Annotated in this window: 12 protein-coding genes; 7 read left to right on the plus strand and 5 right to left on the minus strand. The window is 60.2% G+C overall.

The genetic code is table 11. The features are described 5' to 3' along the window. Nucleotides 1–20: 20 nt before the first annotated feature. Nucleotides 21–569: a type VI secretion system contractile sheath small subunit gene (tssB, locus tag KW848_RS20325; protein WP_008149836.1), complete on the minus strand. Its 549-nt coding sequence runs from the start codon at nucleotides 567–569 to the stop codon at nucleotides 21–23. A gap of 225 nt (nucleotides 570–794) precedes the next feature. On the opposite strand from tssB, the gene KW848_RS20330 reads away from it, so the two are divergent. Genes KW848_RS20330 through tssA form a run of 5 tightly spaced genes read left to right on the plus strand, consistent with a single transcriptional unit; the run spans nucleotide 795 to nucleotide 8,318 of the window. Then, nucleotides 795–1,244, plus strand: a complete 450-nt coding sequence (locus tag KW848_RS20330) for a type VI secretion protein (protein WP_218537871.1) — start codon at nucleotides 795–797, stop codon at nucleotides 1,242–1,244. A gap of 56 nt (nucleotides 1,245–1,300) precedes the next feature. Then, on the plus strand, nucleotides 1,301–2,632 hold the full coding sequence (gene tssK / locus KW848_RS20335; RefSeq protein WP_218537872.1) for a type VI secretion system baseplate subunit TssK: 1,332 nt from the start codon (nucleotides 1,301–1,303) through the stop codon (nucleotides 2,630–2,632). 18 nt (nucleotides 2,633–2,650) lie between these two features. Further along, on the plus strand, nucleotides 2,651–3,418 hold the full coding sequence (locus tag KW848_RS20340; RefSeq protein WP_218537873.1) for a DotU family type IV/VI secretion system protein: 768 nt from the start codon (nucleotides 2,651–2,653) through the stop codon (nucleotides 3,416–3,418). Then, entirely contained in the window at nucleotides 3,415–7,233 is a 3,819-nt protein-coding gene (locus tag KW848_RS20345; RefSeq protein WP_218537874.1) for a type VI secretion protein IcmF/TssM N-terminal domain-containing protein, read from the plus strand. Before KW848_RS20340 ends, KW848_RS20345 begins: the two co-directional genes overlap by 4 nt. Next, nucleotides 7,230–8,318, plus strand: coding sequence for a type VI secretion system protein TssA (gene tssA / locus KW848_RS20350; RefSeq protein WP_218537875.1), 1,089 nt, complete (start codon nucleotides 7,230–7,232; stop codon nucleotides 8,316–8,318). Before KW848_RS20345 ends, tssA begins: the two co-directional genes overlap by 4 nt. Here tssA and KW848_RS20355 read toward each other — a convergent pair whose 3' ends face one another. From KW848_RS20355 to KW848_RS20365, 3 genes are all read right to left on the minus strand, one after another. Next, nucleotides 8,319–9,287, minus strand: coding sequence for a 2-hydroxyacid dehydrogenase (locus KW848_RS20355; protein WP_111452272.1), 969 nt, complete (start codon nucleotides 9,285–9,287; stop codon nucleotides 8,319–8,321). Between the two features lie 189 nt (nucleotides 9,288–9,476). Then, nucleotides 9,477–10,094: a TetR/AcrR family transcriptional regulator gene (locus KW848_RS20360; protein WP_218537876.1), complete on the minus strand. Its 618-nt coding sequence runs from the start codon at nucleotides 10,092–10,094 to the stop codon at nucleotides 9,477–9,479. A gap of 31 nt (nucleotides 10,095–10,125) precedes the next feature. Beyond that, entirely contained in the window at nucleotides 10,126–10,509 is a 384-nt protein-coding gene (locus tag KW848_RS20365; RefSeq protein WP_111452275.1) for a tautomerase family protein, read from the minus strand. A 270-nt stretch (nucleotides 10,510–10,779) separates the two neighbouring features. Between KW848_RS20365 and KW848_RS20370 the strand changes: the two genes are divergently transcribed. Beyond that, nucleotides 10,780–12,060 carry a serine/threonine transporter gene (locus KW848_RS20370; RefSeq protein ID WP_218537877.1) on the plus strand — a complete coding sequence of 427 codons (1,281 nt, stop codon included), beginning with the start codon at nucleotides 10,780–10,782 and terminating at the stop codon, nucleotides 12,058–12,060. Between the two features lie 337 nt (nucleotides 12,061–12,397). Next, the gene (locus KW848_RS20375) at nucleotides 12,398–14,059 is read left to right on the plus strand and encodes a SulP family inorganic anion transporter (RefSeq protein ID WP_218537878.1); all 1,662 of its coding nucleotides are present in this window, start codon (nucleotides 12,398–12,400) and stop codon (nucleotides 14,057–14,059) included. Nucleotides 14,060–14,239: 180 nt separating this feature from the next. Here KW848_RS20375 and acnB read toward each other — a convergent pair whose 3' ends face one another. Beyond that, on the minus strand, nucleotides 14,240–16,849 hold the full coding sequence (gene acnB / locus KW848_RS20380) for a bifunctional aconitate hydratase 2/2-methylisocitrate dehydratase (protein ID WP_218537910.1): 2,610 nt from the start codon (nucleotides 16,847–16,849) through the stop codon (nucleotides 14,240–14,242). Nucleotides 16,850–17,132 lie beyond the last annotated feature (283 nt).

A 17,132-nucleotide genomic window follows, 5' to 3' on the forward strand; every position in this document is an offset into this window, starting at 1 on the left:
CTCCCTAAGTGAATGAGTGATCAGGCTTGCGGTTCTGCCGGGGCTTCGGTGTCGCCTGCGGGAGCAGCGGCAGCGGTTTCCGGACGCGCAGATTTGATCTCTTGCAGGCCCTCGGTATTGGCGATGACATCGCGCAACAGCTTGTCCAGGTCATCGTTGCCATCGAGCTTGGTCAGCAGGTCACGCAGACGCTGGCGGGCTTCGAACAGGCGCCGTAGCGGGGTCACTTGCTCGACCACCTTGACCGGGTCGAAGTCGTCGATGTGTTTGAAGTTGAGCTCGATGTTGAGCTTGCTGTCGTCGCCGCTGAGGGTGTTGGTGACCTGCAAGGTGGCGCGGGGCGCGATCGAGGCGAGCACTTCGTTGAAGTTGTCGCGGTCGATTTCGGTGAAGCGCCGTTCATTCAGTTTCGCGAGTGGCTCGAGGGGCTTGCCGGAAAGGTCGGCGAGAATGCCGACGACCAACGGCAGCTCTTTTTTCTCGATGGCGTTGCCGATTTCGACGTCGTAAGTGATTTGCACCCTGGGCGGGCGGACCCTGTCGAGCTTGTGCTGAGTACTTTCTGCCATGTTGGCTGACTCCGATGCATGAGCGGGCGCAATGCATCGGGAGGCCCGTTCATCGCTTTCCCTTGCTGGACCGTAGGTTAGAAAGGGTGGCAGATGGACCTGTCGTTCCTTTGACAAACCTTCCACGTTCGCCGTGTGGGCCGAACTACCCAAGAAGCTAGAACAGGTCTATAAAAAAGCAAGCGAAAACATTTTTGGACTGTCTCGAGAAAAGGAACATTCATTTTGCCTGCACGTTTTTTTGCTTTGGTCTTGTTCCTGACCCTCACCAGCTGTTCGTTGTTCGGACCTCGTGTGGACCTCGACAACCTGACCCTCGACGTTGCTCCGAAGGCCAACGACGACACCCCGATTGCCGTGGATTTTATTGCGGTGAACGACAAGGATTTGCTCAAACAACTGTCGGGCATCACCGCGCGGCAGTGGTTCTCCGAGCGTGAGCAGTATCAACGCGACTACCGGCAGCTGATGACGGTCTGGGGGCTTGAGCTGGTCCCCGGTCAATTCATCGATAAACAACCCTTCCCGCTGGGGGGCAAGCGGGCGGCTGGACTTTTGGTCTTCGCCAGCTATAACACTCCCGGAGCACACCGGTTGCGGCTGGATGACCAGAGCAATGTCTGGCTCAAGTTCGACAGTCGCGAGATGACGTTGGCTGGCGACAGCCCGAACTGAATGCATCGCAAAAACGCCCATGTGCGCGGCGACACTTCGACGTCGAAAGGAATCGTATGAGCCTGTTACCTGACGCAGTTTGCTGGCACGAGGGCATGCAGTTATTGCCCCAGCATTTTCAGTTACAAGGGTTACGGGCCGAGGCGCTGGTGGCGCATTTTGCCCAGGCGTGTAATCCATGGTTCTGGGGCGTGAGTCGGGTCGAAATCGACCCCGGCGCACTGAGTGCCGGGCTGGTGCGGTTGCTCCATCTGCAAGGGACAATGCCCGACGGTTTGCCGGTCAATCTGCAAGCCGGTGTGGGGCCGACACTGGAGCTCGACGTCAGCGAAACCATCAACGCCACCGACGACGCCACGGTGACGGTTTTTCTGGCGGTCAGTCCGTTGTGGCGTGCCGGGCAGTTGCTGCCGCTCAAGGGCCGACTGCAATCAGTGGTCGGCGATGCGTTGCCGGATTTAACCAGCGGCGAGTCCCCCGAATCGATCACCGTGTGGCGTCCGAATCCGCGGTTGTGCACGCAGTTGAACAAGGCCGACTCCATCTGCCTGCCGCTGCTGAAAATCCGCAAGGAGGGTGGCGGTTTTATCCCGTTGCCTTACACACCACCCACCCCCAGCCTGTTGCCGGAGTCCGTCATCGGCCGTCGGGTGGCCGGTTTGTGTGCCCGGGCGCGGGAGAAATGCATGTTCCTCGCCGGGCGTTTGCGTCAGGCGCAGCAGGCCGGCAATCAGGACGACGCGATGGAAATTCGTCGCCAGTTGACCGCACTCTGGGCCCGGCTGCCGGAAGTCGAAGGCGCGTTGAGCAGCCGTCAAGCCAACCCGCAAACCCTGTATGGCCTGTTGCTCGGACTGGCTGGCGCCTGGTCTGCATTGGACCCGTTGGCCGGAGTGCCGCCGTTTGCACCGCTGGATTTTCTGGAGCTGCAACGCGGCTATGAAGCGGTCCTCGACTGGCTGGAGAAAACCCTCGAATTGATTCGCGCCGGCTATCGCAGCCTGCCGTTTTCGCGCAGTGAACAGAGCTTCTCGATTCAACTGCCCGACGATCAGCCAAGCCAGCGCCTGGTTATCGGTTTGCGCATGCCCAACGGTGTGGGCGAGCAAGCCGCCAGCGAATGGCTGAGCGGCGCGATCATCGCGTCGCAGCCGCACATCCCGTTGCTCAGCCGCCAGCGCATGAGCGGCTTGTCCCATCAGGCCATGAACCGTAACGAGCAAGTGGCCTACAGCGTCGGCGACGATACGCGGTTGTTTGTGGTGACGGCCGAAGGCCAATGGTTCGACGGGCAGTTGCCGTTGCTGATTGTCGCGCCGGCCTCAAAACCGGCGAGCAGCCCATGGCAAGTGGTGTTGTTTGTGACCCAGGCGAGCGAAAGTGCTTGATCAAGGAAGGGGCGTCATATGTCTGAGGGGAATGCCGGGACGGGTACACGGGGCCTCCACGAAGCACCGCTGAGCAGTGCCTTTCGCGAGGCCTGGCTGCAATGGTCCGAGGAATGGAACCAGTTACCCAAGGACAATGACGACGAGGCGCTGGTGGAGGCCGTGGTCGAACTGTCTACGCAAATTTCCCAGCGGCTGTGGCGAACGGCATTCGCTCGGGTCGGCGATGCCGCGACCGAACAGGTCAAGGCGCTGGTCTATGCCTTTGTCGCGCTGATCGATGAAACCCTGTTGTTTACCCCGTGGCCGGGCCAGTCCGCCTGGCAGGAAAAACCCCTGGAGTCGAGGATGTACGCCAGCCGGCAGGCCGGTGAGAGGCTGCCGTTGGCCATCAAGACGTTGCTGGACGAGCAGATTCCCACCACCCGCGACCTCGCCAATGTCTATTTGCAGTGCCTGGTATTAGGGTTTGAGGGGCGGCTGCGGGGCGAGCAGAGTCAGGCTCAACATGAAAAATTACGCCTGGCGCTGTTCACCTTTGCCTGGCAGCACGAAGCGGATTATGTCGATGTCAGCGCCAGGCTCGCGCAACCTTCGGCCGTGCCGCCGGTGCAGTTGCCCGTGCGTCAGTCGTTGCCCGATGGCTTTCGCCTGGGCCTGGGGATACTCGCCATGATCCTGTTGCTGACCGGACTCGGCCAGTTGTTCTGGCGGGATATTCGCCAGGAGCTCGAACCGGTTTTGCAGATGACCGATTCGGTTGCCACCTCGGAGCAAGACTCATGAGCACCCTGGAGATTATCGGCCTGGTCATCGCCGTGCTATTGGTGCTGAGCATTATCGGGGTGGCGGTCTGGTGGTTGCGCACCCAGAGCGGAGCGGCGATCCGCAGTTTTTATGCCTCGGTGCGGCACATGGAGCAGGAGCAGGGCGCTCAGGACCGCTACCAGATTCCATGGTTGCTGATGCTCGGCAACGAAACCCAAGGCACACAGTTATGCAGTCAGTGGCACCTGCAACCGACGGACAAACCGGCCTGGTTCGGGCGCTGGTGGTCGGACTCCGAAGGCGCGGTATTGGTGGTGCCACAGGCGCTGTTTTTGCCGGATGAAGGCATGAACCTGCAACGGGGCGGCTGGTGGCGCTTGCTGGGGTTGATCTTGCGCTTGCGTAGCAGACGGCCACTGGACGGGGTGATCTGGACCGTGCCGGTCAGTCGCCTGGGCAATACCGAACAGGCCGCGACCCTGGGCCTGGCGGCTCGCCGACGGTTCATCGATCTATTGCAACGGTTCGGCCTGAGCCTGCCGGTGTACGTGGTCATTACCGGCATGGAAGAGCTGCCGGTTTTTCAAGAGTTGATCACAGCACTGCCGGTCGAAACCCGCGAGCAGGTGTTGGGCTGGTCCTCACCCCATGGCCCCGATGCGACCTGGCAAGCGCAATGGAGTGATCAGGCGCTGGATCAGGTTAACCGCGCCTTATCGGAGTCAATCATCGAAATCGGTGCCTTGTCCGGCCATTTGAGTGGCGAGCTATTTGGTTTGCCGGAACGTCTTGAAGCCTTGAGGCGCAACCTGCAAACCCTGCTGGAACCGGTTTTTCAGGGCAATGCCCAAGGTGAGGCGCCGCGTTTTCGAGGGGTTTATTTCACCGCCAACCAGCCGGCGCAGGACACACTCAACGGATTTTCGGCCTACGACACCGGGTTGCAGCAAAGTACGTTTGCCCGGCAATTGTGGCAACGGCGTGTGGTCGCCGAACGGGGGGTGGCCCAGGTCGTGCCCCGACTGTTGCGCCTGCGTCAGCGTTGGCAGCGATTGACCGGTGCGGTGGCGCTGGTGGTCGGTGTGGTCTGGGCCGTGAGCATGCTGTGGGTCTGGCAGGACTCGGTCAAGGAGGCTCATGAACTGTCGCGCCTGCTGCAAGGCGCGCAGAAGAATTACGTGGCGGTTACGGATGAGTCTCATCGACTGGAGTCGACCCGGCGCAACGTCCAGGGTTTCTGGCGAGTTCTGGAGAAGGCCCCGCAGTGGAGTTTTACTCGCGTGGTGTTTCCCACCTCCTGGTTCTCATCCCTGGACATGCAACTGGAGAATCAACTGCGCTTGACCGCCCAGAGCCATTTGTTGCAGCCGTTGCACAGCCTGCTGAACGCGGAACTGGTGCAACTCAAGGCCATCCGCAATACGGAGCGACGTGGCAACGTCGAAAGCGAAGACCCGGCCCAATGGCAGAACTATGCCAAGGCCAAAGATCTGGTGGCGCGCGCGGTACGTCTTGAGCAACAGAATCAATGGTTCAATCAGGCGCTGAACAACCCCAAGGCGCCGCTTGAAGACCTGGCATTGTTGAGCAACAACGCGTTGTCCCTGAACCTCAATGTCGGCACGTTGCGCCATGCCGGTTTTTACAACCGGGTGTTGCTCGATACCGATGGCGGCGACTTCAAACCGCTGGACCTGGCCATGGAGCGCGCGACGATAGAGGAAAACTTTTCCGGGCTCATGGAACGCTGGCTTGACCAGTACTTTCTCGCGGACAACTTCGTGCGCCAGGCCGGTTATCTCAAGTTGCACCTGGAGCGGCTCGAGGTCGGCAGTGGCAATTCCCTGACTGAGCTTGAGGACCTGCGGGCGCTGATCGACGACCTGCAAGCGCTGATCGGCCTGACCAACTCGGCATGGAGCCGCGGCAAAGGCCAGGATCTGGTACCTGGCTATCGCGAGATGATGGACAAGGTGCGCCAGAGCATCTTGCTCGGTCCGCAGGTCGAACAACAACTGGATCAGCAAGCGTCGAAGTTGCAGCAGAGTTTTCGCGATCAGTGGATCGCTCAGGCAGGGACCAGAGGCAACTTGCTGGTGCAACAAGGTAGCGGACAACTGACGTTACAAGAGCATGTCAGCCAGTTGAACAACGCGGTGCAGGCCCTGTTCAAACGCGACTTCGTGGCCATTGCCTTGCGTGCGGATCAGTCGGATGCCAGCGACATGCAGGGCCAGAATGTCGATGGCGATGACCTCAACGGCGCGCTGAACTATTTCGCCAGTTACAAGCGTTACGCCGCCGAAGAACTCCCGCGTATCCCGCCGGATTATCGCGGTGCATTGTTGCAAGCCGCCGAAGGCGCGGCGGCCAAGGCCATGTGGTTGAGCCTCAAGGAGCACAATGACCAGTCTCCTGCCGACGGGGTGTTCAATGTACAGGCGCCTCAGGCGGTGGCCTTGCAGAAAGCCTTTGTCGAGTTACGCCGCAGCGACCTGGCGACGCGTTTGCAAAGCGCCTTGAACCGACGCGCACTGAACCAGGTGGTCGACGGCCTGGGTGAAATCGTCGCCCAGCCACTCTTCAGCGAGCGCACTGAAATCAGCCAGTGGGACGGCTCTAAAAACCTCGGTCTGCAACTGTATGGCGCCAGCGATGTGCAGGATTTGAAGCTGAGTCTCAAACAGCAATTCAATACCATGCTGGGCATCACCGAACGGCGCACCTCGGCGCTGGAGTGGTTGAAAACCCAGCAGCAGAATCTCTCGGCGCTGGATTACGAGCGGGTGACACAATTCAGCGCGCTCAACGATGAACTGCTCAAGTACAAGGACCAGAACCCCGCCAGTTCGCCGGCCCAGATCGAGCAGTTGGTGAGCCGCGACTTCATCGAAATGGATGCCACGTCCTGCGTCCAGGTGCTGCAAACCGTCAGCCTGTCCGGCGGGCGCGGGACGTTGGCCATGCGCGCCCTGGAACTGCAGCAAAGCGCCATGCAACGCTGTCAGTACCTGCAACAGCGGCAGGCATCGGCGGCGTGGAACGATGTGGCCAACTATTTCAACCAGTACCTGGCCGAGCGCTTTCCGTTTGCCAAGGGTATTCAGGCTTCCGACGCGGACCCTGCGCGGGTTCAGCATTTCCTCGAACTGATCGACAAGCGTTTGCCCGTGGCCCAGGCCGGATTGCAGCTCAGTCAGACGCCGGAGCGCCTGGCCGCCGAGGATTTTCTCAACCGTTTGAAGCAGGCCAGTACCTGGCTGAGCCCGCTATTTGTGCGGGACAAGAGCGGCATCCTCGGCGTTGAAATGGACGTGCGCTGGCGCACCGATCGAGAGGAGGAGCGCGGTGCCGATCAAGTGATTGCCTGGGGGCTGGATGCCGGCAATCAACAGATCAGCTACCCCGGCGAGGCCCAGCCGAACCTGCGCTGGATGGTCGGCCAACCCGTCCGGCTGACCTTGCGCTGGGCCAGAAACGGCTACCAGCGCCCGGCCAACGATCCGTTGCAGCCAAGCCTGGTCGTGCGCGATCTTGAAGCCGGTTGGGAGTACGGCGGTCCGTGGTCATTGCTGCGATTGATCCGTTCGCACCAGTCGGTGCAGCGCCAGCCGAATATGGATTACACCGATTTTCCGCTGACGTTGCGCTTGCCGGTAACGGCGCAGACCGCCACTGCTGAGCAGACCCTGATGTTTGTTCGCCTGTCGCTGATGACCCAGGGCTCGAAGCTGCCGCTATCCATTCAGCCGCTGCCCACCCGAGCGCCGCGTTCGCCGTTCATGGTGACAGGGGCGACCGCGAATCTGGTGAACAATGAGGAGGGACTGTGAGCCTGCCTTCAAAACCGTTACCGGAACTGATTGTCCGGTTGCTAGAGCCGATCAGCGAGGAGGCACCTTGCGGTCAGGATTTGCGCTATGAACGTGAATTCGACCAGGCGCGTGAACTGCGCCGCGAGGACGACACGAGCCTGCCGACGGGCGTCTGGCAGTCGTCGATCAAACGGGCGCAATGGCCGGAACTGGAAAAACTGACCACGACCTTGCTGCTGGAACGCAGCAAGGACCTGATGCTCAGCGCCTGGCTCGGCGAGGCCTGGTTGCATCAGGACGGGCTGGAAGGGTTACCGGGCAGTCTCGCGCTGGTTGCCGGGTTATGCGAACGCTATCCCGAGCATCTTCATCCTCAGGCTGAGGACGGTGATCAGTCATGGCGGGTAATACCGCTTGAATGGCTGTCCCGGCGCTACAGTGAAGTGTTACTGACCCGAGTGCCGTTGCTCGATCCGCGTAACAGCGAATTCGATGGCTTGTGTCTGGATGCCTGGCGGCGTTTGCAGGTGCAACAGGTGCTGGTCAATGACAGCAAGGCGGCGAAAGCCTCGGCGGAAACTGCGCGCAGCGAACAGAAAAAACTTACCGAACAGATTCGTGCAACGCCCCTGTCATTCTGGTTGCACAGCCAGGGCTGTCTGCTGATGAGCCTGCAACATCTGCAACGGCTGGAAGGCTGGAGTGATGCCTATCTCGGCACTCAGGCCCCGGGCTTCAAAGCCTTGCAGGACGTGATCGAGGCGCTATTGACGCTGGTCCAGGAGTTCATTGCCATGCACCCACGACAGTCAACCGAGGTACCTGTCGGGGCGCCACCCGTGGCGGCGTCCGGACCTGTCGATTTGCCGCAAGCGACATCGGCGCCTCAGGTGTTTCGCGAGCCGGCGAGTCGCGACGAGGCGTATCGACAATTGCTATTGATTGCCGAGTACCTGGCGCGCACCGAACCCCACAGCCCTGTCCCGTACTTGATCAAGCGCGGGGTGGAGTGGGGCAACAAACCTCTAAGCGAACTGTTGGGCGAACTGATCTCGGCCGATGCCGAATCCCGGCGCCTGTGGACGCTGTTGGGCGTCCTTTGATCAGCGAATTGGCATGGCCATGATCGGTGTGGGCAAGGCAATGGGCGTCAACACCTGCTGACCGGAAAAGAACGCCACCAGGTTTTTCCCGACCAGTTCAACAGTCCCTTGCGTTGCCTCCGGGGACAGCCCCGCGACATGGGGCGTCAGGATCACGTTGGTCAACGCCTTGAGTGCGTCTGGCACATGAGGTTCGGCATCGAACACATCCAGTGCGGCGCCGGCAATGCGTCGCTGCTCAAGCGAGCTGATCAGGTCGGCGGTGACGATCACGCTGGCTCGGGCGATGTTGACGATGAAGCCCTGGGGACCCAAAGCGTCAAGTACCTGTCGGTTGATCAGGTGTTTGGTGCCCAGCCCGCCGGGGGTGGCGACAACCAAAAAGTCTGATTCCCGTGCCAGTTCGGTGGGCGTCGAGCGGAAGCTGTACGGCACATCGCTGCGATGCTGGCGGTTGTGGTAACTGATCGTCATGTCGAAGCCGTGGGCGGCGCGTTTGGCGATGGCCATGCCGACCGCACCGAGCCCCAGGACACCCAGGTGTTTGCCGGCGAGGGAAGGGCGCATGATTTTCGGCCACTCACCCCGGCGCACGGCGGCATCGCAACGGGGAATGTCACGCACCAGCGACAGCAGCATCGCCATGGCATGGTCGGCGACTGAAGAGGCATTGACGCCGGCGCCATTGGTGACGGTAATGCCCCGGTTGGCGGCAGCTTGCAGGTCGACGTGTTCGTAGCCCGCGCCGATCACGCAGATGATCTTGAGATTGGGCAGGGCGGTGATTTCGTCGGCATACAGGCCCAATGGGCCGCGGGTCAGCACCGCATCGATCCGGGCGCCATGCCGTGTGATGGCGTCGGCGCGCTCGGCGGGTGTCGGAGCCAGAATCAGGTGAAACCCCTGATGTTCGAGAATCGGCAGGTACTCATTGATGGTTTCAACCAGTACCAGAACGGTTGCAGGCATGCTGGGCTCCTGTGGACATCGGAAAGTCGGGGCTCGAAAGTGGCTTGAAAACGTTGCTTCAAATGGCTGATTCCGCGACGGTTTGGCATCTACCAACGATAGCAGGCTTATGGCCTTCGACCTCAGTGTAGGAGCGTTTCCGCAGCGCTTACATATCCACGGTGTTCAACACCTTTGCGAAGGCACCGTTCAGCGTTGCGGCGTCGCGGCTGTGTCAACGGCCGTGTCCGAGGTGAGAAATGTCCGGGCTGCGTCGAGAATTTCATCGGACAAGGCGTCACCCCGGGTGGCGCGGGCCAGGGTCAGGGCGCCGACCATCAGCGAATAGTCCACCAACGCTTTTTGCCGATTGGTGTCGGGCTGATCCGCGCCCATCAGCGGTGTCAGCATCTGCAACAATGCCTCCAGTCCTTGGGTGTAGGTCTGGTGCAATCCGCTTTCAGCGGTTTCATGGCACATGTCGCCGGCAAACGCGGTCACCGGGCAGCTTTCGCCCGGATTATCGCGATTGGCCGCGGACAGGTAGGGCGCGATGATGCTCTCGCGGGCCGAGAGGCTGTCGTCGTTGTCTTCTATTTTCTGCTTCCAGCGTTCCATCGATTGGGTGAACGCCCGGCTGCACGCTTCTTTTGCCAGCGCTTCCCTGGATTCGAAGTGGCCATAGAACCCGCCATGGGTGAGGCCGGCCGCGGCCATCACATCGACGACACTGATCCCGTGCAGGCCGCGTTCGCGAAACAGACGGGTGGCGGCCTCGACGATGATCTCGCGGTTGAGTTCGGCTTGTTTGCGGGAGACTCGGGGCATTGGCGGCTCACAGCTATATAAAAGGTAGAAATCAGCTGGCGTACTGGGCTATGCCATTGCCAAACGACCAGTTCTCTTTCTTTACCTCCACCAGATTGATGAATACATCTTCCAGGCGCACCGCCAGTTCCGCGTTAAGGCTCTCGGCGATGGTTTTGTAGAGGAGTTTCTTTTGCTCGATGGTGCGGCCTTCACTCAAGGTGATCTGAATCACCACCAGATTGTCGGTGCGATTGATGCCCAGGTAGCCGGGATCAAAAATGAAATGCTGTTCGTCGTGCTCGGCAAGAATCTGGAAGTTATCGTTCTGCGGCACGCCAATGGCGCTGTGCATGGCGGCGTAGATCAATTGCCCGACACGTTTGGCGTAAGTCGGGTCTTGATGCTTCTTGATGTCGACGCGAACGAGTGGCATGAGAGGGCTCCGCAAGTAAGGGCTGACGGTCAGCAGTGAGCATCGAAATTACATGACGGCAATCTTTTATTGAATAGATTTTTTAAAACATCTATTTAATAAAGTGTGCCAATGGATCTGATCCGCACAACCACTCCTCAGCTAAGTCTTTGCTTCTGCTCATTAATCCCGGACAATCGCGCCCCTGTTTCGGCCAGGGCGCTGCCTGTCGGATTTTTCCGACTCGTCCTGACCGGGTAGCAACTGACCGGAATGCGGAGATCCCACCGGATGAATGATCAGGCCAATAGCGTCGACGAACGCTATGTATCGGCGACACCAGCGACGCTTGAGAGCTGGAATCGCCATGACACCACCTGGATGCTGGGCCTGTTTGGCACGGCCATCGGGGCTGGCACGCTGTTTTTGCCGATCAACGCGGGTCTGGGCGGCTTCTGGCCGTTGCTGGTCCTGGCGGTGTTGGCGTTCCCCATGACGTTTTACGCACACCGTGGCCTGACCCGTTTTGTGTTGTCCGGACGCGAAGGCGCGGACATCACTGAAGTGGTGGAAGAGCACTTCGGGATCAAGGCTGGCGCGCTGATCACCTTGCTGTACTTCTTCGCGATCTTCCCGATCCTGCTGATCTATAGCGTGGCCCTGACCAACACCGTGGGCAGTTTCCTCGAGCATCAACTGCATATCATGCCGCCACCGCGCGCCGTGCTGTCGCTCGTGCTGATCCTCGGCCTGTTGGCGGTGGTACGTTGCGGCGAGCAGGCGATCGTCAAGGCCATGAGCCTGATGGTTTATCCGTTCATTGTTGCGCTGCTGTTCCTCGCGGTGTTCCTGATTCCCCACTGGAACGGCGGCATCCTCGCCACCGCATCGACGCTGCCAGAACCGTCGGCACTGCTGCACACGCTGTGGCTGGCGATTCCGGTGATGGTGTTCTCGTTCAACCACTCGCCGATCATCTCGGCGTTCGCGGTGGACCAGAAACGTCGTTACGGCGATCACGCCGAAGAGCGCAGCTCGCAGATCCTGTCCCGGGCCCATCTCTTGATGGTGGTGATGGTGTTGTTCTTCGTGTTCAGTTGCGTGCTGACTCTGTCGCCCGCACAACTGGCGGAAGCCAAGGCGCAGAACCTGTCGATCCTGTCGTACCTGGCCAACCACTTCAGCAACCCGACCATCGCCTTCGCGGCGCCGTTGATTGCGTTCGTGGCCATTTCCAAGTCGTTCCTGGGCCACTACATCGGCGCTAGCGAAGGTCTTAAAGGTCTGATCGTGAAGAGTGGCAAGCGCCCGGCACCGAAGACCCTGGATCGCATGACTGCCGCCTTCATGCTGGTGGTCTGCTGGATCGTTGCTACGCTGAACCCGAGCATTCTGGGGATGATCGAAACCCTCGGTGGCCCGATCATCGCCGCGATCCTGTTCCTGATGCCGATGTACGCGATCCGCAAGGTTCCGGCCATGGCGCGTTATCGCGGTCAGGCTTCCAACGTCTTCGTGACGGCGGTGGGCCTGGTGGCAATTTCGGCGTTGATCTATTCGCTGAGTGCTTGAATCACAGGCCAGCCAACCACTGGCTGACACGCAATAACCCTGTGGGAGCGGCGGTGCGACGATTCGACTTGCTCGCGAAGGCGGTGTGTCAGTCACCTAACTGCTGGCTGACACACCGCCTTCGCGAGCAAGCCCGCTCCCACAGGGGGGTAGTGCAAATCTTGCAGGCATGAAAAACGCCGCTCATCTCACGATGGACGGCGTTTTTTTTGCGTTGGAGAACGCACGCCCCTGATCCAGCGCACACGTCCCCTGGGATTAGCGGCTAAGCTTGCGGCTGCATCAGCGCGTCGTAGACCGGTTGCCGCAGGATTGCCCCTTTCTCTGGAGACGCTTTATGGCAGGTGCTCACGGCGCATCGGCGCAACCCCGTGCCGACAGGCCAAACCGCTGGCTGGACGTTGTGGCCGGGTTGTCGATTGCCGGGTTGTTGTTGCCCGAGGCGGTCGCCTATTCAAGCATTGCCGCGTTGCCGCCACAGGCGGGTGTCATTGCGTTATTTGCTGGTCTGCTGTGCTACGGGCTGTTCGGTACCAGTCGCTTTGCCATCGTTTCTGCTACGTCGTCTTCGGCAGCGGTACTCGCCGCCGCCACAGCCACGTTGGCCAATGGTGACTCGGGCCTGCGCATGACCCTGGCGATCGGTCTGGTGCTGGTGACGGGCGGATTTTTCCTGCTGGCCGGGTTGTTCAAACTCGGCAGCGTGACGTCGTTTATTGCCAAACCGGTGCTGCGAGGCTTTGCCTTCGGCCTGGCAGTGACGATCATCCTCAAGCAAGTAGCGAGCATCGTCGATGTGCACGTTAGCAATGGCAACCTGATCCGTTTCCTGCCGCAGCTGTTTGAGCAATTACCGCAGTGGAACCGGGTCGGCGCCCTCGTGGCGGCGGTGTCCTTGCTGGTGCTGTGGCTGTGCGCGCGGGTCAGGCGTTTGCCGGGAGGTTTGCTGGTGGTGGCGCTCGGCATCGCGGCGGGCCAATGGCTGGACTTGCCAGCCTACGGGGTGAAACTGATCGGCGTGATTGATCTGAGCCTGGAAGTCCCTCGTCTTCCCGTGCTGCCGTTTACCGACTGGCTGCGCCTGGGCGAATTGGCGTTCGCCATGTTGATGATTTTGTATGCCGAGTCTTACGGATCGATCACCTCGTTCGCGCTAAAGCACGGCGACCGTGTGTCCTCAAATCGCGATCTGCTGGCACTCGGCGCGGCCAATCTGCTGTCGGGCCTGTTTCATGGCATGCCGGCTGGCGCCGGTTACTCGGCGACCGCGGCCAATGAGGCGGCGGGTGCCAGCTCGCGTCTGGCGGGTGCGGTAGCGGCGGGGGTGGTGTTGCTCATCGTCTTGACGGTGTTGCCCTGGATCGCCCTGACCCCCGAGCCGGTGCTGGCGGCCATTGTCATTTACGCATTGGGGCGTGGCTTGAGCCTGCAGCCCTTGGGCCGTTATTTCATTTGGCGCCGTGACCGTCTGCTGGTGATCTGTGCCGTGGCGGCGGTGCTGGTGTTGGGGGTACTGGACGGTCTGTTGGTGGCGGTGGTGATCAGTGTGGTGCTGATGTTGAAACAAATGTCATCGGCGGATATTCAGGTGCTGGGGCGGATAGGCAGCGGTCATGATTTTGTCGATCTGCAGCGCCACCCTCAGGCCCGCGAGATCCCCGGTGTGCTGATCGTCAGGCCGAGCGAAGCGTTATTTTTCGCGAACGTGGAGCGCATTCTCGGCGGTGCATTGCATCTGGCCCGCCACGCGTTAACGCCGGTTCATACGATTATTCTCAGTCTGGAAGAGACGCCTGACCTGGATGGCACCAGCATCGAGGCGCTGGAGGCGTTCTTTTTGCAGGTACGGGCTGAGGACAAACAGCTGATTTTGGCGCGGCTCAAGAATCAGGCTCAGGCCGTACTGTCGAAGTTGCCGGCGCAGGAGCGAGCACAGGTGATCTTCAGTGATTTGAGTGTCGACGTTGCAGTGCAACAAGCACTCAAGTCATCCGCATAACCTGTGGGAGCGGGCTTGCTCGCGAATACGGTGTGTCAGTCAACATGACCATCGAATGACACACTGTATTCGCGAGCAAGTCGAATCGTCGCACCGCCGCTCCCACATTTGGTCTTCATGCAGGCATAAAAAAACGCCGCTCATCTCACGATGGGCGGCGTTTTTTATTGCGTTGCAGCGTTAGGCTTGAACGACCGGGATGTTGGCGTTCGCAGCAGCTTCACGGAACTCGGCGATCTGGTCGAAGGACAGGTAGCGGTAAACATCAGCCGCCATGCTGTCGATCTTGCCAGCGTATTCCATGTACTCCTCGACGGTCGGCAGGCGACCCAGGATGGAAGCAACAGACGCCAGCTCGGCCGAAGCCAGGTAGACGTTCGCGCCGTCACCCAGACGGTTCGGGAAGTTACGGGTCGACGTCGACACCACAGTCGAGTTCGGCTCTACACGTGCCTGGTTACCCATGCACAGCGAGCAGCCCGGCATTTCCATGCGCGCGCCGGCCTTGCCGTAGATGCCGTAGTAGCCTTCTTCGGTCAGCTGGTGAGCGTCCATTTTGGTCGGCGGCGACAGCCACAGACGGGTTGGCAGCTGACCTTTGACCTGATCCAGCAACTTGCCGGCAGCGCGGAAGTGACCGATGTTGGTCATGCACGAACCGATGAACACTTCGTCGATCTTCTCGCCAGCAACGCTGGACAGCAGACGGGCGTCGTCCGGATCGTTCGGCGCGCAGAGCACAGGCTCTTTGATGTCGGCCAGGTCGATTTCGATGATTTCAGCGTATTCGGCGTCAGCATCGGCAACCATCAACTCAGGGTTGGCGATCCAGGCTTCCATCGCTTGAGCACGACGTTCCAGGGTGCGCGCATCGCCGTAGCCTTCGCCGATCATCCAGCGCAGCAGGGTGACGTTGGAGCTCAGGTACTCGGTGATCGACTCTTTCGACAGCTTGATGGTGCAACCGGCAGCCGAACGTTCGGCCGAGGCGTCGGACAGCTCGAACGCTTGCTCGATGCTCAGGTTGTCCAGGCCTTCGATTTCCAGGATGCGGCCGGAGAAGGCGTTCTTCTTGCCTTTCTTCTCGACAGTCAGCAGGCCAGCCTGAATCGCGAAGTAAGGAATGGCGTGAACCAGGTCACGCAGGGTGACGCCCGGTTGCATTTTGCCTTTGAAGCGCACCAGGATCGATTCCGGCATGTCCAGCGGCATAACGCCAGTGGCTGCGGCAAACGCTACCAGACCGGAACCGGCCGGGAACGAAATGCCCATCGGGAAACGGGTGTGCGAGTCACCACCAGTACCGACGGTGTCCGGCAGCAGCATACGGTTCAGCCAGCTGTGGATGATGCCGTCGCCCGGACGCAGGGAAACGCCGCCGCGGGTCATGATGAAGTCTGGCAGGGTGTGGTGGGTGGTCACGTCGATCGGCTTAGGGTAAGCCGCGGTGTGGCAGAAGGACTGCATCACCAGATCGGTCGAGAAGCCCAGGCACGCCAGGTCTTTCAGTTCGTCACGGGTCATCGGACCGGTGGTGTCCTGAGAACCCACGGTGGTCATTTTCGGTTCGCAGTAGGTGCCAGGACGAACGCCTTTGCCTTCTGGCAGACCGCACGCCTTGCCGACCATTTTCTGCGCCAGGGTGAAGCCTTTGCCGGTGTCGACAGGTGCTTCAGGCAGTTTGAACAGGTCGGTAGGGCCCAGGCCCAATTCGGCACGGGCCTTGTCGGTCAGGCCGCGACCGATGATCAGCGGGATACGTCCGCCGGCACGAACTTCGTCCAACAGCACCGGGGTCTTCATTTCGAAGGTGGTCAGGACTTCGTCAGTGCCGTGCTTGCAGACTTTGCCAGCATGCGGGTACAGGTCGATCACGTCGCCCATGTGCATGTTGGTGACGTCGAATTCGATTGGCAGTGCGCCAGCATCTTCCATGGTGTTGTAGAAGATCGGAGCGATTTTGCTGCCGAAGCAGAAACCGCCGGCACGCTTGTTCGGTACGAAAGGAACGTCGTCGCCGAAGAACCACAGCACCGAGTTGGTGGCGGATTTACGCGAAGAACCGGTACCGACCACGTCACCGACGTAGGCGATCGGGAAGCCTTGACCGCGCATTTCTTCGATCTGCTTCATCGGACCGGTGACGCCCTGGGCGTCAGGCACGATGCCTTCACGGGCCATTTTCAGCATGGCGAGGGCGTGCAGCGGGATGTCCGGGCGGGACCAGGCGTCTGGAGCAGGGGACAGGTCGTCGGTGTTGGTTTCGCCGGTGACCTTGAACACGCGCAGGCTGATCTTGTCGGCCAGGACAGGGCGGTTTTTGAACCACTCGCCGTCAGCCCAGGATTGCAGCACGCCTTTAGCGTGAACGTTGCCGTTCTTGGCTTTTTCAGCGACATCGTGGAAAGCATCGAACATCAGCAGGGTGTGCTTGAGTTCTTCGGCAGCGACTGGCGCCAGTTCGGCGTCGTCCAGCAGATTGACCAGCGTCACGATGTTGTAGCCGCCCTGCATGGTGCCGAGCAGTTCAACCGCGCGTTTCTTGTCGATCAGAGGGGATTTTGCTTCGCCTTTGGCGAGGGCAGACAGGAAACCGGCCTTTACATAGGCTGCTTCGTCCACACCTGGCGGAATGCGATTGGTGATCAGGTCAACGAGGAAAGCTTCTTCGCCAGCCGGGGGATTCTTCAGCAGCTCGACCAGGCCTGCAGTTTGTTCGGCGTTTAGCGGCTGGGGAACGATACCCAGTGCTGCACGCTCTTCGATATGTTTGCGGTAGGCTTCAAGCACAGTTATTACCCTCATCAGTGGTCCCAAATGGGTGTCCGGGACGCTCATCCCGAAATTGCCGTACTCATGCGCTGCGTGGCGTTGTGGGCCGCTTAGCCAGAATTACCGACAATTCCTTACAGAAGCTGCTTTCAAAGTTTTACGCCTGCAGAACGGGGAGCTGATGAGGGTTGGCGTTGGGCTTTTCCCCGCTGGAAAAACCCTTCGCCAACACCGCTCTGAAGGAACGACTGTGCTCGTGACGCTTTGAAAACAGCTTCTAACGGACATTGGCGCCTTAAAA

Origin of the sequence: Pseudomonas sp. PDM25, from assembly GCF_019219045.1 — a bacterium.
Classification (GTDB): domain Bacteria; phylum Pseudomonadota; class Gammaproteobacteria; order Pseudomonadales; family Pseudomonadaceae; genus Aquipseudomonas.

Excerpts from the sequence above, each read along its gene's own strand:
- tssB (WP_008149836.1), bottom strand. The coding sequence starts at position 569 with ATGGCAGAAAGTACTCAGCACAAGCTCGACAGGGTCCGCCCGCCCAGG.
- KW848_RS20360 (WP_218537876.1), bottom strand. The coding sequence starts at position 10,094 with ATGCCCCGAGTCTCCCGCAAACAAGCCGAACTCAACCGCGAGATCATC.
- KW848_RS20370 (WP_218537877.1), top strand. The coding sequence starts at position 10,780 with ATGAATGATCAGGCCAATAGCGTCGACGAACGCTATGTATCGGCGACA.
- KW848_RS20340 (WP_218537873.1), top strand. The coding sequence starts at position 2,651 with ATGTCTGAGGGGAATGCCGGGACGGGTACACGGGGCCTCCACGAAGCA.
- KW848_RS20355 (WP_111452272.1), bottom strand. The coding sequence starts at position 9,287 with ATGCCTGCAACCGTTCTGGTACTGGTTGAAACCATCAATGAGTACCTG.
- KW848_RS20365 (WP_111452275.1), bottom strand. The coding sequence starts at position 10,509 with ATGCCACTCGTTCGCGTCGACATCAAGAAGCATCAAGACCCGACTTAC.
- tssK (WP_218537872.1), top strand. The coding sequence starts at position 1,301 with ATGAGCCTGTTACCTGACGCAGTTTGCTGGCACGAGGGCATGCAGTTA.
- KW848_RS20375 (WP_218537878.1), top strand. The coding sequence starts at position 12,398 with ATGGCAGGTGCTCACGGCGCATCGGCGCAACCCCGTGCCGACAGGCCA.
- KW848_RS20345 (WP_218537874.1), top strand. The coding sequence starts at position 3,415 with ATGAGCACCCTGGAGATTATCGGCCTGGTCATCGCCGTGCTATTGGTG.